24 protein-coding genes are annotated in these 24,814 nt (G+C 73.7%); 10 read left to right on the forward strand and 14 right to left on the reverse strand.

All coding sequences use genetic code 11. The features are described 5' to 3' along the window. Window positions 1-17: 17 nt before the first annotated feature. Window positions 18-689: a PAQR family membrane homeostasis protein TrhA gene (gene trhA / locus ACRB68_RS33975; RefSeq protein WP_153539883.1), complete on the forward strand. Its 672-nt coding sequence runs from the start codon at window positions 18-20 to the stop codon at window positions 687-689. Window positions 690-695: 6 nt separating this feature from the next. Here the strand turns inward: trhA and helR are convergent, their stop codons facing one another. From helR to ACRB68_RS34005, 6 genes are all read right to left on the reverse strand, one after another. Next, window positions 696-2,843 carry an RNA polymerase recycling motor ATPase HelR gene (gene helR / locus ACRB68_RS33980; protein WP_328595140.1) on the reverse strand — a complete coding sequence of 716 codons (2,148 nt, stop codon included), beginning with the start codon at window positions 2,841-2,843 and terminating at the stop codon, window positions 696-698. A 50-nt stretch (window positions 2,844-2,893) separates the two neighbouring features. Next, window positions 2,894-4,123: a glycosyltransferase gene (locus tag ACRB68_RS33985; protein WP_153539885.1), complete on the reverse strand. Its 1,230-nt coding sequence runs from the start codon at window positions 4,121-4,123 to the stop codon at window positions 2,894-2,896. Window positions 4,124-4,351: 228 nt separating this feature from the next. Further along, window positions 4,352-4,891, reverse strand: a complete 540-nt coding sequence (locus ACRB68_RS33990) for a DUF1707 and FHA domain-containing protein (protein ID WP_153539887.1) — start codon at window positions 4,889-4,891, stop codon at window positions 4,352-4,354. 114 nt (window positions 4,892-5,005) lie between these two features. Further along, window positions 5,006-6,211, reverse strand: a complete 1,206-nt coding sequence (locus ACRB68_RS33995) for an acyl-CoA dehydrogenase family protein (protein WP_153539889.1) — start codon at window positions 6,209-6,211, stop codon at window positions 5,006-5,008. A 77-nt stretch (window positions 6,212-6,288) separates the two neighbouring features. Further along, a complete protein-coding gene (locus ACRB68_RS34000; RefSeq protein ID WP_153539891.1) occupies window positions 6,289-7,371 on the reverse strand; it encodes a DUF3616 domain-containing protein in 1,083 nt (360 codons plus the stop codon). 59 nt (window positions 7,372-7,430) lie between these two features. Further along, on the reverse strand, window positions 7,431-8,828 hold the full coding sequence (locus ACRB68_RS34005; RefSeq protein WP_153539893.1) for a KamA family radical SAM protein: 1,398 nt from the start codon (window positions 8,826-8,828) through the stop codon (window positions 7,431-7,433). A gap of 143 nt (window positions 8,829-8,971) precedes the next feature. On the opposite strand from ACRB68_RS34005, the gene kdd reads away from it, so the two are divergent. Both kdd and ACRB68_RS34015 read left to right on the forward strand, forming a co-directional pair. Further along, entirely contained in the window at window positions 8,972-10,015 is a 1,044-nt protein-coding gene (gene kdd / locus ACRB68_RS34010; protein WP_153539895.1) for an L-erythro-3,5-diaminohexanoate dehydrogenase, read from the forward strand. A 34-nt stretch (window positions 10,016-10,049) separates the two neighbouring features. Further along, complete coding sequence (locus ACRB68_RS34015; protein ID WP_153539896.1) at window positions 10,050-11,381, forward strand: DUF2252 domain-containing protein; 1,332 nt, start codon at window positions 10,050-10,052, stop codon at window positions 11,379-11,381. Window positions 11,382-11,427: 46 nt separating this feature from the next. On the opposite strand, the gene ACRB68_RS34020 is transcribed toward ACRB68_RS34015, so the two are convergent. From ACRB68_RS34020 to ACRB68_RS34030, 3 genes are all read right to left on the reverse strand, one after another. Continuing rightward, window positions 11,428-12,252, reverse strand: a complete 825-nt coding sequence (locus tag ACRB68_RS34020; RefSeq protein ID WP_153539898.1) for a 3'-5' exonuclease — start codon at window positions 12,250-12,252, stop codon at window positions 11,428-11,430. Window positions 12,253-12,329: 77 nt separating this feature from the next. Further along, window positions 12,330-12,962, reverse strand: a complete 633-nt coding sequence (locus ACRB68_RS34025) for a hypothetical protein (protein ID WP_153539900.1) — start codon at window positions 12,960-12,962, stop codon at window positions 12,330-12,332. A gap of 2 nt (window positions 12,963-12,964) precedes the next feature. Further along, window positions 12,965-13,735: a bestrophin-like domain gene (locus tag ACRB68_RS34030; RefSeq protein WP_153539901.1), complete on the reverse strand. Its 771-nt coding sequence runs from the start codon at window positions 13,733-13,735 to the stop codon at window positions 12,965-12,967. Window positions 13,736-13,966: 231 nt separating this feature from the next. Here ACRB68_RS34030 and kamD point away from each other — a divergent pair, with 231 nt between their 5' ends. From kamD to ACRB68_RS34060, 6 genes are all read left to right on the forward strand, one after another. After that, entirely contained in the window at window positions 13,967-15,568 is a 1,602-nt protein-coding gene (gene kamD, locus ACRB68_RS34035; RefSeq protein WP_153539904.1) for a lysine 5,6-aminomutase subunit alpha, read from the forward strand. Next, window positions 15,565-16,416: a lysine 5,6-aminomutase subunit beta gene (gene kamE, locus ACRB68_RS42680; protein ID WP_328595141.1), complete on the forward strand. Its 852-nt coding sequence runs from the start codon at window positions 15,565-15,567 to the stop codon at window positions 16,414-16,416. The genes kamD and kamE overlap by 4 nt, the downstream gene beginning before the upstream one ends. Then, a complete protein-coding gene (kal, locus tag ACRB68_RS34045) occupies window positions 16,413-16,808 on the forward strand; it encodes a 3-aminobutyryl-CoA ammonia lyase (RefSeq protein ID WP_153539906.1) in 396 nt (131 codons plus the stop codon). The genes kamE and kal overlap by 4 nt, the downstream gene beginning before the upstream one ends. Before the next feature lie 525 nt (window positions 16,809-17,333). Further along, window positions 17,334-18,947: an apolipoprotein N-acyltransferase gene (gene lnt / locus ACRB68_RS34050; protein WP_328595142.1), complete on the forward strand. Its 1,614-nt coding sequence runs from the start codon at window positions 17,334-17,336 to the stop codon at window positions 18,945-18,947. A gap of 5 nt (window positions 18,948-18,952) precedes the next feature. Then, a complete protein-coding gene (locus ACRB68_RS34055) occupies window positions 18,953-19,699 on the forward strand; it encodes a polyprenol monophosphomannose synthase (protein ID WP_153539908.1) in 747 nt (248 codons plus the stop codon). Between the two features lie 101 nt (window positions 19,700-19,800). Beyond that, the gene (locus ACRB68_RS34060; protein ID WP_153539910.1) at window positions 19,801-20,331 is read left to right on the forward strand and encodes an FxsA family protein; all 531 of its coding nucleotides are present in this window, start codon (window positions 19,801-19,803) and stop codon (window positions 20,329-20,331) included. Between the two features lie 171 nt (window positions 20,332-20,502). Here the strand turns inward: ACRB68_RS34060 and ACRB68_RS34065 are convergent, their stop codons facing one another. Together ACRB68_RS34065 and ACRB68_RS34070 are read right to left on the reverse strand one after the other, a co-directional pair. Continuing rightward, window positions 20,503-20,847 carry an RNA polymerase-binding protein RbpA gene (locus tag ACRB68_RS34065; protein WP_153540804.1) on the reverse strand — a complete coding sequence of 115 codons (345 nt, stop codon included), beginning with the start codon at window positions 20,845-20,847 and terminating at the stop codon, window positions 20,503-20,505. A gap of 208 nt (window positions 20,848-21,055) precedes the next feature. After that, window positions 21,056-21,880: a glycerophosphodiester phosphodiesterase family protein gene (locus ACRB68_RS34070; protein ID WP_328595143.1), complete on the reverse strand. Its 825-nt coding sequence runs from the start codon at window positions 21,878-21,880 to the stop codon at window positions 21,056-21,058. Window positions 21,881-22,010: 130 nt separating this feature from the next. On the opposite strand from ACRB68_RS34070, the gene ACRB68_RS34075 reads away from it, so the two are divergent. Beyond that, entirely contained in the window at window positions 22,011-22,229 is a 219-nt protein-coding gene (locus ACRB68_RS34075; RefSeq protein ID WP_153539912.1) for an EF-hand domain-containing protein, read from the forward strand. A 13-nt stretch (window positions 22,230-22,242) separates the two neighbouring features. Here the strand turns inward: ACRB68_RS34075 and ACRB68_RS34080 are convergent, their stop codons facing one another. From ACRB68_RS34080 to ACRB68_RS34090, 3 genes are read right to left on the reverse strand one after another with little or no spacing between them, the layout of a single operon-like run. Next, on the reverse strand, window positions 22,243-23,364 hold the full coding sequence (locus ACRB68_RS34080; RefSeq protein ID WP_328595144.1) for a sensor histidine kinase: 1,122 nt from the start codon (window positions 23,362-23,364) through the stop codon (window positions 22,243-22,245). After that, entirely contained in the window at window positions 23,357-24,034 is a 678-nt protein-coding gene (locus ACRB68_RS34085) for a response regulator transcription factor (RefSeq protein ID WP_153539914.1), read from the reverse strand. Before ACRB68_RS34085 ends, ACRB68_RS34080 begins: the two co-directional genes overlap by 8 nt. A 52-nt stretch (window positions 24,035-24,086) precedes the next feature. Then, the gene (locus ACRB68_RS34090; protein WP_153539917.1) at window positions 24,087-24,740 is read right to left on the reverse strand and encodes a VanZ family protein; all 654 of its coding nucleotides are present in this window, start codon (window positions 24,738-24,740) and stop codon (window positions 24,087-24,089) included. Window positions 24,741-24,814: the final 74 nt, after the last annotated feature.

Below are 24,814 nucleotides of genomic sequence, written 5' to 3' on the forward strand. Positions count from 1 at the left end.
ACGTGGAGGAGGGGCCGATGCGGCGTCCGGTGGAACAACTCGCCCAGGCGGTCAAGCCGAGGCTGCGCGGGTGGCTGCACGCGGGGACCTTCCCGGTGGCGCTGATCGCCGGGATGCTGCTCATCGCGCTCGGCCCGACGCTGGAGGCGCGCCTGTGCGCCGTCGTCTACGCGCTCACCTCGGCGCTGCTGTTCGGCGTCTCGGCCTTCTACCACCGGGGCCGCTGGTCGCCGCGGGCGGCCGAGCGGCTGCGCCGCTTCGACCACGCCAACATCTACCTGATCATCGCGGGCACCTACACCCCGTTCGCCTACCTGATCCTGGACGGCGCCGCCCGCGCCCTGGTCCTCGCGGTGGTGTGGGGCGGCGCCCTGGCCGGGGTGCTGTTCCGGGTGCTGTGGACCGACGCGCCGCGCTGGCTCTACACCGCCCTGTACATCGGGCTCGGCTGGGTCGCGGCGTTCTTCGTCCCCCAGTTCATCGAGGGCACCGGGCTCGCCGTCGCGCTGCTGGTCGCCTTCGGCGGTGTGCTGTACAGCCTCGGCGGCCTGGTCTACGGGCTGCGCCGTCCCGACCCCTCGCCCCGCTGGTTCGGGTTCCACGAGGTGTTCCACGCCTTCACCGTCGCCGCCTACGTGCTGCAGTACATCGCGGTGTCGTTCGTGATCTACCGGGCCGGGACGGCCTGACCCCCGTCAGCCGCCGGTGAGGACGACGAGCCGCTGGGTCGCCCGGGTCATCGCGACGTAGCGGTCGACCGCTCCCTCGATGCCCTCGCCGAACTCCTGCGGGTCGACCAGGACGACCAGGTCGAACTCCAGCCCCTTGGCCAGCTCCGGTGTGAGCGAGCGGACGCGGGGCGTCGCCTGGAACGCGGGGTCGCCGATGACGCAGGCGATCCCGTCGGCGTGCGTGGCGAGCCAGTCCTCCAGGATCGGCTCCAGTTGCGAGACCGGTCCGTGGGTGACGGGGATGCCGCTGCTGCGGATGGAGGTCGGCACGTTGGCGTCGGGGAGCGCGGCCCGGATGACCGGCTCGGCCTCGGCCATGACCTCTTCGGGCGTCCGGTAGTTGACGCTGAGGGTGGACAGCTCGATCCGGTCGAACCCGACCCGCTTCAGCCGCTCCTGCCAGGACTCGGTGAAGCCGTGCCGGGCCTGGGCGCGGTCCCCGACGATGGTGAAGCTGCGCGAGGGGCAGCGCTGCAGCAGCATCTGCCATTCGGCGTCGGTGAGCTCCTGCGCCTCGTCGACGACGATGTGCGCGAACGGGCCGGCCAGCAGGTCGGGGTCGGCGGCCTCCAGCGCGCTCTCGTCGAGCAGGCTGACCTGCGCGTCCTCGCCGCGCAGTGTCGTCGCCAGGCCCTCGCCGTCGTCGTCGGCCGCGATCAGGTTGTCGACGACGTGGGACATGTACTCGCGCTGCGCGGCGACGGCGGCCTCGTGCCGGTTCCTGCGGCGTGAGGTGCCGGGATCGCCGAGCCGCTGCCGCGCCGCGTCCAGCAGCGGCAGGTCCGACACCGTCCAGGCCTGGGCGTCGGGGCGCTGCAGCGCCCGGATCTCGCCGGCGTCCAGCCAGGGCGCGCACAGCCGCAGGTAGGCGGGCACCGACCACAGGTCGCCGACGAGGTCGGCCGGCTCGATGATCGGCCACGCCCGGTTGAAGGTCGCGACGAGCTCCTCGTCCTGCAGCAGCGACCTGCGCAGCAGGGTGGGGGAGACGTCGTCGTCGTGCTTGTCGGTCAAGATCGTGACCAGTTCCTCCCAGATCTGGTCGCGTGCCTCGTTGTGCGGGGTGCCCGGGTCCGGGGCGCGGAACGCCTCGGCCCAGTCGTCGGCGGTCAGCCGGACGTCGGCCCAGTGGGTGGTGACCGTCATCCCCTTGGCGGGCGGGTTCTCGTAGAACCGCACGGCCTTCTCGATGGCCTGCACCAGCTGCGCCGACGACTTCAGCCGGGCCACCTGCGGATCGGTCTCCAGGGGCGCCGCGGCCCCTTCGGGGACCAGGTCGCGCAGGGTGCAGGTCTGCACGCCCTCCTCGCCGAGGCTGGGCAGCACGTCGGAGACGTAGGCCAGGTAGGGCTGGTGCGGGCCGACGAACAGCACGCCGCCCCGGCGGTGGCCGAGGCGCGGGTCGGCGTACAGCAGGTAGGCCGAGCGGTGCAGGGCGACCACGGTCTTGCCGGTGCCCGGGCCGCCGTCGACGACCAGGGCGCCGCGCGAGCCCGCGCGGATGATGGCGTCCTGGTCGGCCTGGATGGTGCCGAGCACGTCGCGCATCCGGGCCGACCGGTCGCTGCCCAGGCTGGCGATGAACGCGGACTGGTCGTCGAGCGCGGCGTGCCCCTCGAAGCCCTCGGCGGTGAACACCTCGTCCCAGTAGTCGCCGACCTTGCCGCCGGTCCAGCGGTACCTGCGGCGGCTGGCCAGCCCCATCGGGTCGGCGTGGGTGGCGCCGAAGAACGGCTCGGCGGCGGGGGAGCGCCAGTCGAGCAGCAGCCGGCGGCCCTCGCCGTCGGTGAGGCCGAGCCGCCCGATGTAGACGGGTCCGGCGCCGTCGGCGGCGACGATGCGGCCGAGGCACAGGTCCAGGCCGAAGCGGCGCAGGGTGCGCAGCCGGGCGGACAGCCGGTGGATCTCCATGTCGCGGTCCAGCGCCTTCTGGCCGGCGCCGGCGGGGGCCCGGCGCTCGGCGTCCAGGCGCTCGGACAGGTCGGCGATCGACTGCTCCAGGCTCCGCGCGATGGCCGCGAAGTGCCGCTCGTCGTCGGCGATCAGCGCCGGGTCGGCTTTGGCGGCCAGGCGCTCGGGCAGGTCGAAGGCGCTGTCGGTCCGGGAATGCACGTACTGGGCTCCGATCTGGAGTGGGCGGGGTGCGGGGCGGCGCGGCGGCTTCACGCCGGCGGCTTCTCCCGGCCGGCCATGTCGAGCAGGAACTTGGCGGCCACCGTCGCCCCGTCGGCGCGGATGCGGCCGGCGACGGTCTCGGCGCGGGCGGCGGTCTCGGGCGCCAGGGCGGTGCCGAGCGCGGCCGACAGCGATTCCAGGGTCGGGACCGGGCCGTCGTGCGCCGCGCCGATGCCGAGGTCGGCGACCCGGGCGGCGCAGAACGGCTGGTCGGCGATCTGGGGGACCACCACCTGGGGCACGCCCGCGCGGGCGGCCGTGGTCGTGGTGCCGGCGCCGCCGTGGTGCAGGGCGGCGGCGACCCGGCCGAACAGCGCCTGCTGGTTGACCTCGCCGGTGACGAAGCAGTCGTCCCGGTCGTCGATCGCGTCCAGGCCGGCCCAGCCGCGGGCCAGGAGCACGCGGCGGCCGTGCGCGCGGATCGCCTGGACGGCCGTCGCGGCGACGTCCGGCGACAGGTAGGCGGCGATGCTGCCGAAGCCCACGTACACCGGCGGCTCGCCGGCGTCCAGGAACGCCTCCAGGTCATCGGGGAGCGGCCGGGTGTCGGGCAGGATCCACGCCCCGGTCTGGATCAGCTCCAGGTCGACCTTGTCCTTCCACGGGCAGAGGAGCGGGTCGGCGGCCAGCAGTGCCCGGTCGCCGTGGACGTGGCCGCGCACGTCGTCCACCGGCGGCAGGCCGAGCGCCGCGCGGTGGGTGTTGAGCGGCTCGCCGTACAGCGCGTTCACCCGCTGGGCGTCCTCCTCCCACAGCACCTTCAGGTCGGTCTCCTCCGCCGAGGACGGCTTGCCCGGCCGCTTGCCCGGCGGGAAGTGCCGCGAGGGCAGCCCGAAGGTGTGGAAGGTGGCGAGCATGTAGGGGATGCCCAGCTCGTCGGCCACGTCGCGCGCGCCGGCCGGCATCAGGCCGGTCGCCAGCAGCGCGTCGCACCCTTCGGCGGCCTCGGGGAGCGTGGCGAACCGGGCGGCGACCAGGTCGGCCGCGAGCCGGAACGCGTCCTGCATCGTCGGCGGCCTGTCCTTGGCCACGATCGAGCGCACCGTCGGGCCGAACGGCACCATCGGCACGCCGGCCCGGTCCAGCAGCGCCGTGAAGTCGTCCTCCGGCGGCGCGCACACCACCGCCTCCGCGCCGAGGTCCTGCAGCGCCACCGCCAGCCCGGCCAGCGGCTCGATGTCCCCTCGTGATCCCCATGACGTCAGCAAAACGCGCATTCGGTGTCCCCCATTTCCGCAGGTTCTGGCCTCGGCCGTCGATTCTGCGGTACGAGGGGGGTCTTGCCGCAAGCCCCCCTGTGCGCTATACATTGAAAATGGAGGGAAGTGTGTACTCCTTCCTCCCCGGCTCCGGCCTCTCCCACACCGCTCCTCCACGCCGCCGCGGCGCACGCCGGCGGCCGCGCCGGGATCACCCGCGCGGTGCGCTGCCCGGAACCGGGCCGGTCAGGGGGCGGCGACGATGAAGCTGGCGTTGCCGAAGCCGACCTCGTCGCCCGGGCGGACCTTGGCCGGGCCGGTGAGGCGCCAGCCGTTGACCCGGGTGCCGTTCATCGACCCCAGGTCGGAGATCATCCAGCCGTCGTCCTCGTGATAGATCTCGGCGTGGAAGCGCGAGACGGTGAGGTCGGTCAGGATGAACTGGCAGCCGGGGGCGCGGCCGACCACGATGCGGGCCAGGCCCGCGGGGGGCAGGGTGAAGCGCGGCAGCCGGGGCGCGCGCCAGGCGGCCTCGATCCGCGCGGTCGCCTGGGAGAACGAGGAGACCAGGCCGGTCAGCCGGCCGACCACCCGGTTGGTGGGCGGCAGGTCGTGCACGATGTCGTCGAGCTCGGCCCGGCTGCGGGCGCGCAGCACCTGGTCCACGCGCCGCTCGAAGGTGTCGCTCGACATCCGGCCCTCGGCGACCCGGTCGCTGAGGGCGCGCAGCGCCTGGTCCCGCTCCACGTCGGACGCCCGCACCGGATATGAAGACCGCCCGTCCATGGTTGAAGTATCCAGACCCGTTCGTTCGCTGTCCAGAAAAGCCCGTGTGCGGGCCCTTCAAGGGATCCGACGCCCGCCGGCGGCGAAAGGTTCGCGCCGGCGGGCGGCCGGTGTTCAGCCGGCGAGCAGGTCCCGCGCGATGTGGGTGATCTGGATCTCGTCGGTGCCGGCGTAGATCTGGAAGGACTTGGCGTCGCGGGCCAGCTGCTCGACCCGGTACTCGCTCATGTAGCCGTTGCCGCCGAACAGCTGGACGGCCTCCATCGCCACCTCCGAGGCGGCCTGCGCGGCGTACAGCTTCATCGCCGAGGCCTCGGCGAGCGTGGGGGTGCGGCCGGCGCGACTCATCTCCACGTGCCGGAACACCAGGTTCTGCACGTTGAGGCGGGCCACCTCCATCTTGGCCAGCTTCAGCTGGATGAGCTGGAAGTCGCCGATGCGCTGCCCCCACAGCTCGCGCTGCCTGGCGTAGTCGACCGACAGGCGCAGGCACTCCTCGATGACGCCGAGGGCCATCGCGGCGACGCCGGCGCGCTCGGTGACGAAGTTCTGCCGGGCCGACTCCTTGCCGCCGCCCGAGCCGGACGCCAGGAGCCGGTCGGCGCCCGCGCGCACGTCGCTGAGGAACAGCTCGCCGGTGGGGGAGGAGTGCAGGCCCATCTTGCGCAGCGGCCGGCTCTGCTCCAGGCCGGGCATGCCGCGGTCCAGCACGAAGGTGAGGATCTCGCGGTCGCGCGGGTCGCGGCCGTCGTCGAGCTTGCAGTAGAAGACGATCGTGTCGGCGTGCGGGCCGTTGGTGATGAAGGTCTTGCTGCCGTTGATGACGTAGTCGTCGCCGTCCCTGCGGGCGGTGGCCTTCATGCCGCCGAAGGCGTCCGAGCCCGAGCCGGCCTCGGTGATGGCCCAGGCGCCGATCTTGTCCATGGTGAGCAGGTCCAGGCCCCAGCGCTCTTTCTGCTCCACCGTGCCGCGCTTCATGATGGTGCCGGCGGCGAGGCCGAAGCTGACGCCCATCGCCGACACGATGCCGGGGGCGACCTTGCACAGCTCGATGACCGGCAGCATGCTGAGCGCGGCGTTGCCGCCGCCGGGGCGGCCGTCGCCGGTGGGCTCGCCGCCCTCCTTCTCCTTGGCGATGCGCGCCTGGAAGGACGAGCGGGCCATCTCGTCCATGCCGAAGGTCTTGTACAGGTCGCGGATCAGGTCGTAGGGCGGCAGCTCGCCCGAGTCCAGCTCGTCCAGGTTCGGCCGGATCTTGGCCTCGATCCAGTCGCGCACCGCGTCCCGGATCATCAGGTCTTCGTCGGACCACTCGATCATGCTCGCTCCGCCTTCCGCTCCTGCCGACAGCGTGCCCATCCAAGCAGAAGGCGAAAGCGAGCGCTTACTCGGGTGGCTCAGGGGGCGACCGCGACCACGTCGGCCAGGACGCCGCCGGACTCGGTGAGCCGCGCGGCCGAGGGGCTGTCGTAGACGACCAGCAGCCGCAGGTCCGGGCCCTGCCCGCCCGCCAGCACCGCGATGCCCTCGGCGTGGTCCTCGCCGTCGCCGTGCGGCAGCTCGCCGAGCACCTGCAGCTCCCCGGCGGTGACGACGCCGGGGGCCTCGGCCTTGGCGGCGCCCGGCCAGCGCACCACCCGCACCGGGCCCGACAGGCTCATGCTCGGGCCGGTGAGGATGAGCAGGTCGTCGCCGTGCGGGCACAGATCGCGGACGCCGAGGCCGCCGAGGTCCAGGAAGTGGGTGCGGTAGTGGGCCTTGCCGTCGCCGACGGGGCGCAGCCGCAGCCGGTGCGGGTCGCGCGGATGGGTCTCGGGGCGGATCTCGATGAGCACCGCCCAGCCGCGCAGCACCGGGCCGCGCAGCCCGATGTAGAGGCGGTCGCCGTGCACGGCGACGCCCTCGATGTCGATCCCGTTGTCCTTGCTCGGGATGGACAGGAACGGCGCCAGGTGCGGGTCGTCGGCGAGCAGGTCGGTGATGGAGTCGCCGTTCAGGCCGAGGACGGCGGCGGTGCGGCCGTCCCCGGCCTCGCGCACCACCTCGGGCAGCCCGTCGGCGCCCTCGGTGAGCGGCAGCCGGGCCAGGATGAACCGGTTGTCCTCGCGCACGACCGTGGCCAGGCGCTTGCGGGCCTTGGCCGCGGACTGCCCGGCCTTGATGCGCTTGCGCTTCAGGCTGTGCGAGCCGATCGCCCACAGCCAGCCGTCGCCGCTGGCCAGGCCCTCGATGTCGGCCTCCTCGCCGGGCCCGGCGGGCAGCTCGACCAGGTCGGCGAGGGCGATGGTGCGGTGCCCGTCGTAGCCGGTGACCCGTCCGCCGGGGCCGGTGACGGCGGTGAGCCGCTCGATGGTGGCGGTCTCGTCGCCGGCGGTCCACAGGCAGCGGCCGTCCTGGCGCACGGCGGACAGGTTGGTGTGGGTCTCGGCTTGGCGGCTTTCATGCCCGAAGCGCAGTTCGACCCGGCGTTCCACGATCATGGGCAGATGCTCCCATATCCGGCGCCGCGCCGGGCCGCCCGCGCCGAACCCTTAATGATCTACGATGTAAAGGGCTCGGGCCGGTGGTCGCGCCACCACGCGCGCCCGCCCTCGGGCAGCGTGTGGATCGGGTCGTAGTACTCGTAGCGGCGCTGCAACGCGTCGGGGTCGGCCGCCTCGATCGCGGTGCGGTAGTTCTTGGTCCAGTAGGAGATGCCGCGCTCGCGGTCGTAGTCGGCCAGCTGGTGCACCCAGCGCTTGCCGACGTAGGGGACGTCGCACACGATGCGCGGGGTGGCGAAGCCGGGCAGGTAGCCCATGATCGCGTGCTGGAGCTCCTGGGCCTCCCAGACCGCCAGCCGCCAGTGCTCGGCGCCGGGGATCATGTCGCACATGTACAGGTAGTAGGGCATGATGCCGGCCTCGTCCAGCAGCGCGAACGACAGGTCCAGCAGCTCGGCGGGGGAGTCGTTGACGCCGCGCAGCAGCACGCCCTGGTTGCGCACGTCGCGGATGCCGGTGTCGAGCAGGGCGCGGGCGGCGCGGGCGACCAGCGGGGTGACCGACCGGGCGGCGTTGACGTGGGTGTGCACCGCGATCTGGGCGCCGCGGGCGGCGGCCTTGGCGGCCAGGCGCTCCATGCCGGCGCGGACCTCGTCCTGCAGCCAGTGCTGGGGCAGGCCCATCAGGGCCTTGCTGGCCAGGCGGATGTCGCGGATGTTGTCGATGTCCAGCAGGGCGTCGACGAAGGCCTCCAGGCGCGGCCAGGGCAGGTTGGCCACGTCGCCGCCGGAGACGACGACGTCGCGGACGCCGGGGGTGCGGCGCAGGTAGTCCAGCATCGCCTGGTGGCGGTCGGTGGGCTTGATGGTGAACTTGTGCTTGTCGACGGCCGGGGTGGAGTTGCCGACCAGGTCCATGCGGGTGCAGTGGCCGCAGTACTGCGGGCAGGTCGGCAGGAGTTCGGCCAGGACCTTGGTGGGGTAGCGGTGGGTCAGGCCCTCCACGGCCCACATCTCGGCCTCGTGGAGGGAGTCGCGGGACGAGCAGGGGTGGGAGGGCCAGTCGGCGAGGCGGTCGGAGAAGACCGGGATCATGTAGCGGCGGACCGGGTCGGCCAGGAACGCCTCGGTGGACGACAGGTCCATGGTGTTGAGCATCTGCGGGGTGACCAGCATGGACATGGTGGCGCGTTCGGCCTGGTCGCGCTGCAGGTCGGCGTAGAAGGACTCCTCCAGCAGGTCGCCGGTCACCTGGCGCAGCTGGCGTGCGTTCTTGACGCAGTGCGCGCGCTGCCACTGGGCGGACTCCCAGTCGGCGGTGGTGACGTCGTGCCAGCCGGGCAGCCGGCGCCAGTCCGGTTCGGTGAGCGGGCGGCGGCTGTAGGCGTAGGGCTGGCCGGCGGTGGCGGCGGCGCCGGACGCGGCGCCGGCCTCCGGGTGCAGGGCGGTGGTCATCGTCGACCCCTTCCTCGCAGACAGGTGGATGAGTAAAAGTCTTGTAAGTGCCAGACGCTACGGGAAGACTTCCCGCTGAACCAGTGATGCTCAGGATGATTTCCAGAATCGTAGTCGGACAAACGGATCGGGACGGGACGAAGATGATCGATCGGCGCGGTGGTACGGAGGCCGGGCTGCACCGGGTGCTGGAGCCGGCGGGGGTGCTGCCGCAGGCGGCGCTGCGGCTGGACGCCTCGCCGCGGATCGGGCCGGACGAGGTGCGGGTGCGGGTGGAGCGGCTGAACCTGGACGCGGCGTCCTACCGGCAGCTGCACACCGCGCACGGCGGCGACCCGGACGCGATCCGCGCCGCGGTGCTGGAGATCATCACGACCCGCGGCAAGATGCACAATCCGGTCACCGGGTCGGGCGGGATGCTGGTCGGGACGGTGGCGGAGGCCGGGCCGGACTCCCCGCTCGGGCTGAAGCCGGGCGACCGGATCGCCACGCTGGTGTCGCTCACCCTCACCCCGCTCGCGGTGACCGACGGCCTGGCCCGCTGGGACGGCCGCTCGGAGCAGATCCCCGCCGAGGGGCACGCGATCCTGTTCGCCCGCTCCATCGCCGCGGTGCTGCCGGACGACCTGCCGGTCCCGCTGGCGCTGGCGGTGATGGACGTGTGCGGCGCGCCCGCCCTCACCCACCGGGTCGTCGCCGGCTACGCCGCGCCCTCGGTCGCGGTGCTCGGCGCCGCCGGCAAGAGCGGCACGCTCGCGCTGGCCGCCGCCCGCCGGGCCGGCGCCGCCCGCGTCGTCGGGCTGGTGCCGAGCGAGCGGGAGGAGAAGGCGCTGCTGGCCACGGGCCTGGCCGACCAGGTGGTGCGCGCCGACGCCCGCGACCCGGTCGCGGTCGCCGCCGCGATCGGCGCGCCGGTGGACGTCACGGTGGTGTGCGTGGACGTGCCCGGCTGCGAGCACGGCGCGATCCTTGCGACCGCGCCGGGCGGCACCGTGGTGTTCTTCTCCATGGCCACCTCGTTCCCGGCGGCCGCGCTCGGCGCCGAGGGCCTGGCCGCCGACGTCACCATGCTGATCGGCAACGGGTACGTGCCCGGCCACGCGGAGATGGCGCTGGACCTGGTGCGGTCGATACCGGCCGTCCGCGCGTCGTTCACCGCGCGGACCGGCGCCGATTCGGCACAATGACCGGTGTATCCCCCGATCCCGAGGAGTTGTGACGATGGCCGGCATCACCGAGGCGCTGCGCGCGCGTGACCCCGAGCAGCGGCAGGGCCAGATCGTCCAGGTGCTGGTCGAGGCGTTCGCCGACCTGATGGAGCGCAGCCCCGCCGAGTTCCGGCGGCGGTTCCGCAAGATGGCCTCGGACCCGTTCGCGTTCTACCGGGGCAGCGCGTGCCTGTTCTACGCCGACATCGTGGACGACGAGGACCCCTGGGCCGACGAGCGCACGAGCCGGGTGTGGATCCAGGGCGACCTGCACGCGCAGAACTTCGGCACCTACATGAACGACGACGGCGTGTTCGTCTTCGACGTCAACGACTTCGACGAGGCCTACGTCGGGCACTTCACCTGGGACGTCAAGCGGCTGGTGGCGAGCCTGGCGCTGCTGGCGTGGGGCAAGGCGGTCTCCGACGCCGACATCCGCCGGCTGATCGAGACCTACGTGCGCGCCTACGTCGACCAGGTCCGCAGCTTCGCCCACAGCGGCGACGACTACTCCTTCGCGCTCACCCTGGACACCACCGACGGCTACGTGCGCGACGTGCTGATCGCGGCGCTGTCGTCGGCGCGGGTGGCGCTGCTGGACGAGATGACGATCGTGGAGCAGACCGAGCGGCGCTTTCGCAACCGGCCGGGCGTGCGGCGGCTGGACGAGACCGAGCGCGCCAAGGTGGAGAAGGCCTACCTGGACTACCTGGCCACGATCCCGGCCGAGAAGCGCTTCGGCAGCCTGACCTACAACGTCAAGGACATCGTCGGCGCGTCGGGCTTCGGCATCGGCTCGGCGGGCCTGTCGGCCTACAACATCCTGGTCGAGGGGCACAGCCAGGCGCTGGAGAACGACGTGGTGCTGTCGATGAAGCAGGGCAACGTCGCCGCGGCCAGCCGGGTCGTCGACGACGCCCGCATCCGCGAGTACTTCAAGCACGAGGGGCACCGCACGGCGGTGTCGCGGCGCGCGCTGCAGGCCAACACCGACCCCTGGCTCGGCTACACCGAGATCGACGGCGTCGGCTACGTGGTGCAGGAGCTGTCGCCCTACGAGGCGGACCTGGACTGGGGCGGGCTGGTGGAGCCCGAGGACATGCTGTCGGTGCTGGACGACCTCGGCCGCGCCACCGCCAAGATCCACTGCGTGTCGGACTTCGACTCCGACCACACCCTGGTCGGCTTCCAGGTCGAGGACGCCATCAGCGCGGTGATCGGCGAGGACGAGTCGGCGTTCGTGGAGGCGATGGTGGCCTTCGGCACCGAGTACGCCGCGGTCGTCCGCGACGACCACCGGCTGTTCGTCGACGCCTTCAGGAACAACCAGATCCCGGGCCTGTGACCGGCCGCCGGCCCGCCCCCTGTGCGCCGGGGGGCGGGCCGGTGGGTCAGCCGGCCCAGCGCTCGGGCTCGGCCTTCAGGCAGTCGATGACGTGGCTGGCCTCGGGGCTGGTGAGGTCGCGTGAGCTGGTGATCGACCGGCCGGTGATGTCGGTCAGCACCGCGTAGCGCGCGTCGCTGCGCTTGACGCCGGCGTCGGCCAGCAGGCTGTTGACGAACCGGATCTGGGCGTCGCTGGCGGGCTTGGTCTCGGGGCGGCCGGCGCGGGTCCGGGCGGCCGGCAGCGGCGGCTGCCAGCGCGGGTCGGCCTTGGCCATCGTGTGCAGCAGCCCGAGGGTGACGTAGCAGTCGGCGATCGCGCGGTGCCCGCTGCCGGGCTGGCGCTGCCAGGCGTAGTCGCCGCGGCGCTCGTCCCACTCGCCGATCCACCGCGAGTAGGGGATCATCACGTCGTCCCAGCGGGCGCGGGCCATCCACTGCTCGGCGGCCGGGTCGCAGGCCGACACCGCCCGGTGCAGCTCGGTGCGGTCGAACTCCATGTTGTAGGCCAGGACCCGGCGGCCCTCCAGCAGCTCCGCCAGGTCGCCGAAGGCCCGCTCGTGGAAGTGCGGGGCGCCCTGGACGGTGACCGCGTCGATGCCGTGCACCCGGGTGCAGTCGTCGTTGATGCCGAGGGCGGGGCGCACGAGCTCGTCGTAGCGGATCCGCCCGTCGACGCCCAGCACCCCGATCTCGCAGATCTCCGACTCGGGCGTCTTGAACCGGGAGGTCTCCAGGTCCAGGATCACCGCGCCGGGATCGGCCAGCGCCTCGCGCGCCCACTCGATCGCCTGGAGCCGGTCCGCGTACCGCTCGTCGTCGCTCGTGGCCATGGCGCCACCGCCCCCCTTGGACTGTGCTCGGTCTCGTCGTCCACGGTTCTACACCGCGCCGCCGACAGTGTGGCGGGTCAGCGGGCGAAGGCCAGGGCGGCCCCCGCGCTGATGACGGCGGCCAGGACGACGATGACCAGCGGGGAACGCAGCGGGCTCGGGCGGCGGTAGGGCGCCTGGATCGCCGTCCGGTGCAGCGGGCGCGGCGGGCGGACGGCCGGCGGCGGGGCGGGCGGCGGAGCGGCGGCGGGCCGCGGGGCCCTGGGCGCGGGGGCCGGGTGGGGCGCGGGCGGTGCCTGCCGCGGCGCCGGGGCCGCCGCCGGGCGCGGCGCGGGCCTGGCCGGGGGCGGCGCCGGTGCCGGGGGCTTGGCCACGGGCGGTGGCGCCGGCGGGGGCTTGGGGGCCGGCGTCGGCGTCGGAACGGGCGGAGGAGGTGGCGGCGGGGGAGGCGGTGGTGCCGGCGTCGGCGGGGGAGGCGGCACGGGCGTGGGCGCCGGCGGTGGCGGCGGGGGACTGGGGGCGGGGCAGTGGCTGCCCGCGCCGACCTTGACGTAGACGTCGTCGTGCACGTGGACCATGGCCACCCCGTCGATGCACACCAGGACCCCGCCCGGGTCCGGCGGGGGCTCGGCGGGCGCCGCGGCGGTGGTGAGCGGCACCAGCGCGGCGGCGGCGAGGGCCGCGGGGATCCGCGTCAGCGGGCGGCGCACGCTCAGCCTTCCGCGGCGATGCGCCGGAGCTCGGCCAGCGTGGAGCCGAAGGCGTCGGGGTCGACGGCGAGCGCGCCGCTGAACACGTGCGCGATGTCGAAGCACAGCCACACCCCGAGGCCGAGCAGGGCGGCCATGAGCACGAGCGGGACCATCGCCATGCCGCGCGGGCGGGCGCCCGACAGGAACGGCAGCGCGATGACGACCAGGCCGGTCAGCACCGTGATGAACAGCAGCGCGGGCGGCGGGGTGGACTTGGCGTCCATGGCGCGCTGGTGGCGGGCCCCGGAGATCTCCGACAGGTGGTCCAGCACGGCGGTGCGGGCGTCCTTGGGGTCGTCGTCCTTGGCCTGGACGGCGATGACCTCGCGGCGCAGCCGGTCCAGCCGGGTCCAGCCCTCGTCGTCCAGCCGGCCCTGGCGGCGCATCCGCGGCCATTCGCGGTCGTGCACGAAGCGGGTGTAGTCGGCCAGCTCGGCCTGGGCCCGCGGGCCGGCCGGGGCGGGCAGCCGCCCCGCGGCCCAGTAGGCCTCCACGATCGCCTGGCTCTCGGCGTAGGTGTTCAGGCGGGCGGCGTCGGCGGCGGTCCAGGGCACCACGATGGCGATGGCGAAGGCCAGCAGGAACAGCGCCGACAGCATCGACCCGGCGTGGCCGTTGGTCGGCCCGTCGGCGGCGGAGTCCTCGGTGGCGTGCCGGGACCGCTTGATCAGGCGGCTCGCGATGAACACGACCGCGACCGCGCAGCCCGCGGTCAGCAGGTAGACGAGCATGGTCCTCTTTCCGGGGGGAGGGGGATGCGGAGGGCATCGCTCAAAGTGATTATAAAATCACAGCACGTAATGCGCGAGGGTTTCTCCGCGTTCCGGCCCGGAAAAAGTCACCGCGGGGCCCGAAAAAGACGTTCTTGCGGTCGGCGGGGTCGATGCCGGAGGATCTCCCGTATGGATCGCGTTGGCGCGGATGATTGTTCGCGTCCGCGTGCGAGGGAGGGGAACCCGGCAATGACGCCGCAGCACAAGCTCGATCTCGATCCCGAGGCGGTGCGCACCGCCCGCCGGCTGGCCGCGCGCGCCGCCGAGCCCATCATCGCGATGGCGCGCAGCCACACGACCGTGTCGGTGGAGCGGGCGCTGCTGCGGCTGGCGGGGCTGTCGGGCGCCGACGCCGACGGCCGCCCCTGGGCCAACCACCTGTGCGACGCCGTGCGCGACCAGGTCGGCCTGGAGCACGGCGTGGCCCTGCCGGTCTGGGACGCGCTGGCGAGCGGCCCGCACGGCTCGCTGCGCGAGCTGGCGCAGGCCGCCGCCGCGGGGAAGGCCTCCTTCCGGCTGCCGTCCGGCGGCGACGCCGAGACCGCGCGGCAGGCGTCCCGGCAGGCCGCGCGCGGCGGGATCGCCCGCATCGACCGGCGCCGCGCCGAGCGCGAGGCGATGCTGCGCCAGGTGGGGGACCCGCCGCACCCGCTGATCTACCTGATCGTGGCGACCGGCGACATCTACGAGGACATCCCGCAGGCCCAGGCCGCCGCCCGCGAGGGCGCCGACGTGGTCGCGGTGATCCGCTCCACCGGGCAGTCGCTGCTGGACTTCGTCCCCGAGGGCGCCACCCGCGAGGGCTACGCCGGCACCTACGCCACCCAGGAGAACTTCCGGCTGATGCGCGCCGCGCTGGACGACGTCTCGCGCGAGCTCGGCCGGTACGTGCGCCTGACCAACTACGCCTCGGGCCTGTGCATGCCCGAGATCGCCACGCTGGCCGGGCTGGAGCGCCTGGACATGATGCTCAACGACTGCATGTACGGGATCATCTTCCGCGACATCAACCCCCGGCGCACCTTCATCGACCAGCGCTTCTCCCGGCAGATCCACGCCCGCGCCGGCATCGTCATCAACACCGGCGAGGACAACTACCTCACCACCGCCGACGCCGTCGACGCCGCGCACACCGTGGTGGTCAGCCAGCTGCTCAACGAGCGGTTCGGGCACGAGGCGGGCCTGGCCGACGCCCAGCTCGGCCTCGGCCACGCCTTCGAGATCGACCCGGCCGTCCCGCAGTCGTTCCGGCTGGAGCTCGCGCACGCCCAGCTGGTGCGCGAGCTGTTCCCGGCCGCGCCGCTGAAGTACATGCCGCCGACCAAGCACATGACCGGCAACATCTTCGCCGGGTACCTGCTGGACGCCTTCTTCAACCTGGCCGGCGTGCTGACCGGCCAGTCGATCATCCTGGTGGGGATGATGACCGAGGGCATCCACACCCCCTGGCTGGCCGACCGCGACCTGGCGCTGGAGAACGTGCGCTACGTCCGCGACGCCTGCGGCGCCCTGGCCGAGGACTTCGTCCCCCGCCCCGGCGGGTTCGTCGCCCAGCGCGCCCGGCAGGTGCTGGCCGAGTCGATCGACCTGCTGGAGCGCGTCGCCGACGACGGCCTGCTCACCGCCATCGCCGAGGGCACCTTCGGCGTCACCCGCCGCCCCGCGGACGGCGGCAAGGGCCTGGAGGGCGTGGTCGAGCGCGCCCCCGGCTACCACAACCCCGCCATCGAGATCCTGGACGCCGAGGACCCGCACGGCGCCCACGCCAGCGAACAGGAGGTGCCCGCGTGAGCGTCCAGAGCCCGCACGGCGCGGCGCAGGCCCCGGCCGAGCCCGCCGACACCCGCCAGGTCATCCGCCCCTACGGCGACACCACCGGCGACGGCATGATCCAGATGTCGTTCACGCTGCCGGTCCCGGCCGGCAAGCGCGCCGAGGCCGCCGCGCTGCAGCTGGCCGCCAAGATGGGCCTGGAGCCCGCCAGCGTGGTGCACGCCAAGGCCATGGGCCCCGACTTCACCTTCTTCATCGTCTACGGCCGCACCAGCCACCTGATCGACTACGCCGGCATCCCCGCGCCGCCCGAGCGCGAGTACCCGCTGCTGTCGGCCGCGGAGGTCAACCTGGCGATCCGCACCGCCCTCGGCCGGCGGCTGGTGGTGGTGGGCGCCTGCATCGGCACCGACGCCCACACCGTCGGCATCGACGCCATCCTCAACGTCAAGGGCTTCGCGGGGGAGAAGGGCCTGGAGTACTACCGCGAGATCCAGGTGGTCAACATGGGCGCCCAGGTCACCGTGCCCGAACTCGTCGCGCGCGCCAAGGCCGAGGACGCCGACGCCGTCCTGGTCTCCCAGGTGGTCACCCAGCGCAACGCCCACCTGCACAACACCAAGCAGATGGCGGCGGCCTTCCATGCCGAGTACCCCACCGCCGTCGCCGCCGGGATGGGCCGGCCGCTGCTGGTGGCCGGCGGCCCCCGCTTCGACACCGTCACCCCCGGCGACCTCGGCGTCGACCGCATCTTCGGCAAGGGGACCACGCCGGGAGAGGTCGCCTCCTACATGGTGCACGCCCTGCTGCCCGGCGACGCCGTCGCCGCCGCCCGCGCCCGCGCCGAGGAGGACCAGGACCGATGAGCGACCCCCGCGAGGGCCTGACGGTCACCCACCGCCGCTACGTGCCCTACGCCCACGCCCACTACGCCGGGAACCTGGTCGACGGCGCCTACACCCTCGGCCTGTTCGGCGACGTGGCCACCGAGGTGTGCATCCGCACCGACGGCGACGAGGGCCTGTTCGCCGGGTACTCCGAGGTGCTGTTCCACGCGCCCGTGCGCGCCGGGGACGTGCTGGAGGTCACCGCCACCGTCGCCCGCGTCGGCCGCCGCAGCCGCACCCTGGACCTGCGCGCCCAGGTGGTGTGCCGGGGCCGCCCCGACAAGGGCGCCTCGGCCGCCGAGGTCCTGGCCGAGCCGGTCACGGTGGTCACCGCGACCGGGACGGTGGTGGTGCCCGGGCCCGCCGCCTGACCGTCCCCCGGCGGCCGCCGCGCCCCTGCCCCGGGCCTGCCGGGGCAGGGGCGGCCGAAGTGATTTCCGCTACCCCCCGATCCCGGGCTTGAACAGCGGAAACATCATGTCGCCGCAGCGCATCGGCCGGTTGACAAGGGCGCGGAACTGGGTAGTTTTGCTGCAGTCCAGCACGGGACTCACCGATCGGCCGCTCACGACGCCGCCGGATGCCGCGCCAGGACGGGGCCGCGCGCCGAGCACAGGCGCGACCCGTCCGCACCAGGTGCGGGCACCGCGGCGCGTCAGGGTGGAGCCGCCCGGTCGGGCGGGGGGTTGGACCCGGGAAAGGGCCCGGACATCCAGTAGAAAACGGAGCACCGTTCTCACCGCCTGTGGGACGACTCCGGCCCGATGGATGTCGCGGGCCCTCTTCCGTGCCCGCGTCCCGTCCGGCCCCCGCGGGGGCGCCCGGCGGCCCCGGTCGTGTCCCGTCCGCAGGACCGGTAGCGTTCCGGCAGAGAACGCATCGGACAAGGAGCCAAGGTGGCGCAGGAGACCCTTCCCGAGCGGCCCGGGGCCGCCGGGCCGTCCGGCGCCCCCGCACCGGCCCGCCCGCCCAGGCTGTGGCGCGGGGGGCGCGCGGGGCGGCCCCGCACCCTGCTGGCCCTGGCCGCCGGCGGGGCGATGTGGCTGGCCTTCCCGCCCCAGGACCTCACCCCCTTCGCCCCCGTCGGCGTCGCCGCTTTCACCCTGGCGGTGCACGGGCTGCGCGCGCGCAGCGGCGCCTGGCTGGGGTTCCTGGCCGGCGCCGCGTTCTTCCTGCCGGTCCTGACCGGCATCTCCGCCATCGGCGACGACGGGTGGATCCTGCTCAGCCTGGTGCAGGCGCTGTACTGGCTGCCGCTCGGCGCCGGCGCCGCGCTGGTCGCCCGGCTGCCCGGCTGGCCGGTGTGGACCGCCGCCCTGTGGGTGGCGCAGGAGGCGCTGCGCGGCCGCCAGCCGTTCGGCGGGTTCCCCTGGGCGCGGCTGGCGTTCAGCCAGACCGGCACCCCGCTGACGCCCTACGCCTCCCTGGGCGGCGCGCCGCTGGTCACCTTCCTGACCGCCCTGCTCGGCGGCCTGCTCGCCTACGCCGCGCTCACCGCCTGGCGCGCCCGCGGCGGCGACGCCGGCGCCCGCCGCGCCGCGGCCCGGCCCGTCGCGGCCGCGCTGGCGGCCATGGCCGCGATCGTCGGCGGCGGCATGGCGATCCCCACCCCTACGGCCGGGCGCGCGGTGACCGTCGCGGTGATCCAGGGCAACGTGCCCCGCCTCGGCCTGGACTTCCTCGGCCAGCGCCGCGCCGTGCTGGACAACCACGTGCGCCGCACCCACGAGCTCGCCGAGCGCGTCCGCAGCGGCCGGGCGGCGCGGCCCGAGCTGGTGGTGTGGCCCGAGAACGCCAGCGACCTGGACCCCTACACCGAGCCCGACGCGCGCGCCGCGATCGACGGCGCCGTCCGCGACGTCGGCGTCCCGGTGCTGGTCGGCGCGCTGGTCGACACCCCCGACGGCCGCAAGGTGGAGAACCGCGGCATCGTGTGGGACCCCGTGACCGGCCCCGGCGACTACTACGTCAAGCGCCACCCGGTGCCGTTCGGGGAGTACCTGCCCTTCCGCGAGGTCCTGACCAAACTGATCAAGCGGTTCGAGCGGGTCCCGCGCGACTTCGCCAAGGGCGACCGCTCGGGCGTCATGCGGCTCGGCCCGGTCGACATCGGCGACGTGATCTGCTTCGAGGTCGCCTACGACAAGGAGGTCCGCGACGTGGCGCGCGGGAACATCCTGGTCGTGCAGACCAACAACGCCACCTACGGCCGCACCGGCCTGCCGCCCCAGCAGATCGCGATGTCGCGGCTGCGCGCGGTCGAGCACGGCCGTACGATCTTGGTGGCGGCCACGAGCGGTATCAGCGCGATCGTGGCGCCCGACGGCCGTATGATCTCCCGGTCACGGGAGTTCGTGCCGGACGTCCAGGTGGCCCGGGTGGCGGCGCGCACGCAGCGCACGCTCGCGGACCGGCTGGGTGCGCTGCCCGAATGGGCGCTGGTCGCGCTGGCCGCGGGGGCGGTCGCGGCGGCCGGCGGACTTGGACGCGACAAGAACGAGGGGAACTGACACCGATGGAGATCCCAGCCGGCCTCGGCCGGGTGCTCGTGATCATCCCGACCTACAACGAGCGGGACAACATCGCGGGCATCGTGGGCCGGGTGCGGGCCTCCGCGCCGGCCGCAGACGTGCTGGTCGTCGACGACAACAGCCCGGACGGCACCGGCGAGCTGGCCGACGAGCTGGCCGCCGCCGACGAGCGGGTCAAGGTGCTGCACCGCACCGCCAAGGACGGCCTCGGCGCGGCCTACATCGCCGGGTTCGGGTGGGCGGCCGAGCAGGGCTACGACGTGATGGTCGAGATGGACGCCGACGGCTCGCACCAGCCCGAGGAGCTGCCGCGGCTGCTGGAGGCGCTGCAGGACGCCGACCTGGTCATCGGCGCCCGCTACGTGCCCGGCGGCAAGGTCGTCAACTGGCCCAAGCGCCGCGAGGTGCTCTCGCGCGGCGCCAACACCTACGCGCGGATGATGCTCGGCGTGCCGCTGCACGACGTGACCGCCGGATACCGGGCGTTCCGCGCCGCGACGCTGGAGAAGATCGGCCTGGGCGAGGTCAACTCGCGCGGCTACATCTTCCAGATCGACCTGGCGCTGCGCGCGCTGCGCCAGGGCCTGAAGGTGGTGGAGGTGCCGATCACCTTCGTCGAGCGCACCCAGGGCGTCAGCAAGATGGACGGCGACGTCATCGGCGAGGCGATGCTGCGGGTCACCCAGTGGGGGATGAGCGAGCGCGCCCGCCGGCTGCGCGGCGGCCGCTAGGGACCGCCCGCCCGGCACCGGCGCCCGCCGCGGGAAACGTTCGCGGCCGCCGCGGCGTTGACCAGGTACAAGCCCCCGCCGCCGACCCCGAAGATGGAGCCATGCGCCGACTGCTGGTCCTCGCGTTCCTGCTGATGCCGCTGCTGGAGATCTACGTGATCATCCAGGTGGGGTCGGTGATCGGCGGCTGGTGGACGGTGCTGCTGCTGTTCGCCGAGAGCGCCTTCGGCGGCTGGATCGTGCAGCGCGAGGGGCGGCGCGCCTGGCGGGAGCTGCAGGAGACCTTCGGCCGCGGCGCCGTGCCGGGCCGCGAGCTGGCCGACGCCGCGCTGGTGCTGGTCGGCGGCGTGCTGCTGCTGACCCCCGGCTTCGTCAGCGACGTGCTGGGCTTTTTGTTCGTGATCCCCTTCACCCGGCCGCTGATGCGGCGGCTGCTGGCGGGGCTGGCCGCCAAGCGCGTCCAGCGCGCCGAGACGAGGATGTTCCCGCCGGTGGGCATGGCCGGCGGGATGCCGGGCGGGTTCCCCTTCGAGGAGGGGTTCGGGGACAGGGGCGCGGCCCGCGAGGGCGGTGCGGCGCCGCGCGGCCCGGTGGTGCAGGGCGAGGTCCTGCGCGACGACGACCGCGCCTGAGCGGGGAGCCGGGCCGGGCGGCCCTGAACGCCCCGTGGCGGGCGCGAAAAGGCCGGGCCCGCACCGTCCGGGGGGTGACGGTACGGGCCCGGGCTCACAGGCCTGTGGGCGCCCGGCGGACCGGGTGCCTGCTTGGGATCTTGAGTGGGTGCGGCCGCGCGTCCGGCGGCGTCAGGCGCTCTTGCGGCGCCCGGCGCGCAAGATGGCGAGCCGTTCGGCCAGGACCTCCTCCAGATCCTCCACGGTGCGGCGTTCCATGAGCATGTCCCAGTGGGTGCGGGCGGGCTTGCCCTTCTTGGTCTGGGGCAGTTCCCCGTCGACCCGCAGGGCGGTCGCGCCGCAGCTGCGGCATTCCCAGGTCATCGGCACCTCGGCCTCGGCGGCGAGCGTCACGGTGAACCGGTGGCCCTTGGTGCAGGTGTAGTCCACCTCTTGGCGCGGGGCCAGGTCGGTGTTGCGATCGTTCTCGTAGCTCGTCGCTCCGAGTCGGGTGCCGCGAAGTGCGCGCTCGGCCATCGTCACGTGCCTCCCAGACGGCTTACGGTGGTACCCATCCCAACGCTGAGTACCGTGTCAAGATTCCCCGTCGGGCCGCGTCCAACCCTGCCGATTTGCCGCCGCGGGCCCGTCACGGCCCGGGCGGGCCGGCGGAGCCGGTCACGTGATCGGCGAAACCGTAGGCGCGGGCCTGCCCGGCGGTGGACCAGCGGCCGCGGGCGGCTGATCAGGCGGGGCCGGGCTCGCGGCGCGCGGGGGCGGCGTGGTCCCACAGGCCGCGGGCGGCCATGACCTCGCGCAGCAGGACCAGCTCGTCGGTCATGACGCCGTCCACGCCCAGGTCCAGCAGCCGGGCCATGGCGGCCGGGTCGTTGATCGTCCAGACGTGCACCTTCAGGCCGAGCGCGTGGGCCTGGGCGACGAAGGCGGGGGTGACCACGCGGACCGGGCCGAAGGAGGCCGGGACCTGGGCGCAGGCGACGCCGGCGGCGGCCAGGCCGGCCAGGCGCGCGGCGGCGCGGCCGCGCGCCAGGGCGCGCAGGGTGGTGATGTCGCGGGGGCCGAGGGCGGTGCAGACGGGCCGGTCGGTGTACATCGGGACGCGGGCGCGCAGCCGGGCCAGCCGCCGGTCGGAGAAGGAGGTGACGCACACCCGGTCCCAGGCCTTGGTGCGGTGCAGCACCTCCAGCAGGGGGCCGAGGACGGGGGCGTCCTTGATGTCGATGTTGACGCGGGCGCCGGGGAAGGAGCCGAGCACGTCGGCCAGGCGGGGGATGGGCTCCAGGCCGCCGATGCGGGCCTTGGCGACCTCGGTGTAGGGCAGGCGTGCCACGTGCCCGGTGCGGTCGGTGACACGGTTCAGGGTGCGGTCGTGAAAGGCCAGCACGACGCCGTCGGCGGTGGCGCGGGCGTCGGTCTCCAGGTAGCGGTACCCGAGGTCGGTGGCGCGCTGGAAGGCGGCCATGGAGTTCTCGGGGCGGCCCGCGGCGCCGCCGCGGTGGGCGAACGGGATGGGGCCGGGGTGGTCGAGGAATTCGTACGAGCGCGGCACTCACCCGATTATGGCCGCTCGGCGGCACCCCGGACGACCGAGGCTCGACCTTACTATGTCAAGGCGGCGGGTGATGGTGCTACGGTCCTGTGTCCGACCCAGCACGACCCCACTTCAAGGAGAACCACCGATGGCGGACACCGACCAGTACCGGGCGACGTTCGAGATGCTCGACACCGACGGCGACGGGTACATCTCGCCGGCCGAGCTGAAGAACCTGATGCGCGCGTTCGGGCAGGAGGTCAGCGACACCCGGGCGGTGGAGATCGTGGTGCAGGCCGACCGCAACCGCGACGGCAAGATCTCATTGGAGGAGTTCGCGGCCCTGATGCAGGACTTCCGAGGGTAGCCCGTCAGGTGGTTCACGATGGGCGCGGTGCGCCGGGAAGGCGGACCGTGACCAGGAGGCCGCCGGTGGGGCGGGGGGCGAGGTCGAGGGTCCCGTCGTGGGCGCGGACGATGCTGTGCACGATGGCCAGCCCGAGGCCGACGCCGGCGTGCTCGTCGGTGCGGGCGCGTTCGGTGCCGCGCTGGAAGGGCTCGGTGAGGGTCGGCACCAGGTCCGGTGGGAGCGGGGGGCCGGTGTTCTCGACCCGCAGCACGCTCGCGTCGTGCCGGGTCCCGGTGTGGACGCGCACGGTGCCGCCGGCGGGCAGGTTGTGGACGATGGCGTTCTGGAGGAGGTTGGTCGCCATCCGCAGCAGGAGCGCCGCGGAGCCGGAGGTGCGTGCCGTCTCGCCGGTGACCTCCAGGGTGATGTGGCGTCGTTCGGCGAGGGGAAGCAGGGTCTCGGCGGCCTCTTCGGCGAGCAGGGACAGGTCCACGGGTTCGCGGGCGAAGTTCCTGCGGTCGCTGCGGCCGAGCAGCAGCAGGGCCTCGGTGAGGTCGATGGCCCGGGTGTTGACGGTGTGCAGGCGGTCGATGAGCTCGCGCTGGTCGCGGCCGGGGTCGTTGCGGGCGACCTCCAGGAGGGTGCGGGAGATGGCCAGCGGGGTGCGCAGTTCGTGGGAGGCGTTCGCGGCGAACCGCTGTTGCTCGGTGATGTGGGACTCGAGTTGCTCGAGCATGGTGTCGAAGACGTCGGCGAGTTCGCGGAACTCGTCGCCGGGGCCTTCCATGCGGATGCGGTGGGACAGTGATCCGCCGGCGGCCATGCGGGCCGCGTCGGCGATCCGGGTGAGCGGGGCGAGCATGCGGCCGGCCAGGAGCCATCCTCCCAGCAGGCCGAACACCAGCAGGAAGGCCAGTGCCTGGAAGGCGCGGGGCAGGAAGGCGCGCTGCAGGTCGCCGCGGGTGGGGACCGAGGGCGGGGACGGCAATCCCGGCCGGCAGCCCCACGGTCCGGGGACGAAGGCGGCGTCGGGCACGTAGCGCAGCAGGAACACCCACACCACGGCCAGCAGGAGGACTCCGGCGATGAGGAGGAATCCGGCGTAGCTGAGGGTGAGTTTCAGGCGGGCGCTCAGCCCGGGGCGTCTAGGCACGGGTTCCGCCGCCGGTGTCGATCCGGTAGCCGACGCCGGGGACCGTGGCGATGATCCAGGGTTCGCCGAGGCGTTTGCGCAGGGCCGAGACGGTGATGCGCACGGCGTTGGTGAAGGGGTCGGCGTTCTCGTCCCAGGCGCGTTCCAGGAGCTCTTCGGCGCTGACGACGCCGCCTTCGGCGGCGACGAGGACCTCCAGGACGGCGAACTGCTTGCGGGTGAGCGCGACGTAGTGCCCGTCGCGGTGCACCTCGCGGCGGAAGGGGTCCAGGCGCAGGCCGGCGATCTCGCTGACCGGGGGGCGGGTGTGCGCGCGCCTGCGGTCCAGGGCCCGCAGGCGCAGGACGAGCTCGCGCAGCTCGAAGGGCTTGGTGAGGTAGTCGTCGGCGCCGAGCCCGAATCCGGAGGCCTTGTCGTCGATGCGGTCGGCGGCGGTGAGCATGAGGATGGGGATGCCGCTGCCGGAGGCGACGATGCGGCGGGCGATCTCGTCGCCGGAGGGGCCGGGGATGTCGCGGTCCAGGACCGCCAGGTCGTAGGAGTTGACGGCCAGCAGCCGCAGGGCGGTGTCGCCGTCGCCGGCGATGTCGGCGGCGATCGCCTCCAGCCGCAGGCCGTCCCGGACTGCTTCGGCCAGGTAGGGCTCGTCCTCCACGATCAGCACGCGCATATCGGCAGCCTAGGCAGCACGGTGTATCGCGGGCGTATGCGGGCCGGGGCGGTCAGGCCCGGGCGCGCCACCAGGGGCGTGAGGCCAGTGCGGCCAGCCCGGCCCCGGCGGCGTTGAGCAGGACGTCGTCGACGGAGGAGACCCGGTCCAGGCGCAGGAGGTACTGCAGGATCTCCAGCAGGGCCGAGCAGCCCGCCCCCAGCGCCAGGGCCCGCGGCACCGAGGCCAGCGCGGCGAACCGCAGCGGGACCAGGAATCCCAGCGCCGCGAACACCAGCATGTTGCCGATGATCTGGCCGGCGTCCATGGTGAGCAGGTCGTGCAGCGGTACCAGGTTCACCACGGCGCCGTTCTCGTCGCCGGGCAGCAGGATGATCCAGGCGCACGGCACCGTCCCGTAGACGATGCCGACCTCGGCCAGCGACATCCGCCAGGGCGCCGGGACGCCGGCGGCCTTGCGGCGCCGTGCCAGCGCCCACGCCGCCAGCGCGGCCGGGGGCAGCGCGAGCACGGTGATGAGGGCCACGCCGTTGAAGGTGGCGACCCACCGGTGCCAGTCGGGGTCGTGCAGCGGCATGGCCAGCATCCGCAGCACCATGCCGAGCGGGCCGAACGCGGCGAGCGCCACGGCCGGGAGCGCCAGGCCGGCGATGACGATCATGCGTTTGCGGCGGGCCGGTGCCGACAGGGGTGAGCCGTGGTCCATGCGCCCATCTAAGCGGGAGGGGTGTTGCGGCGGTGTATGCGTTTTTCGATCGGTCCGGGCCGCCTTCGAGGGCA

It is taken from the genome of Actinomadura macrotermitis (assembly GCF_009604375.1).
GTDB lineage: Bacteria > Actinomycetota > Actinomycetes > Streptosporangiales > Streptosporangiaceae > Spirillospora > Spirillospora macrotermitis.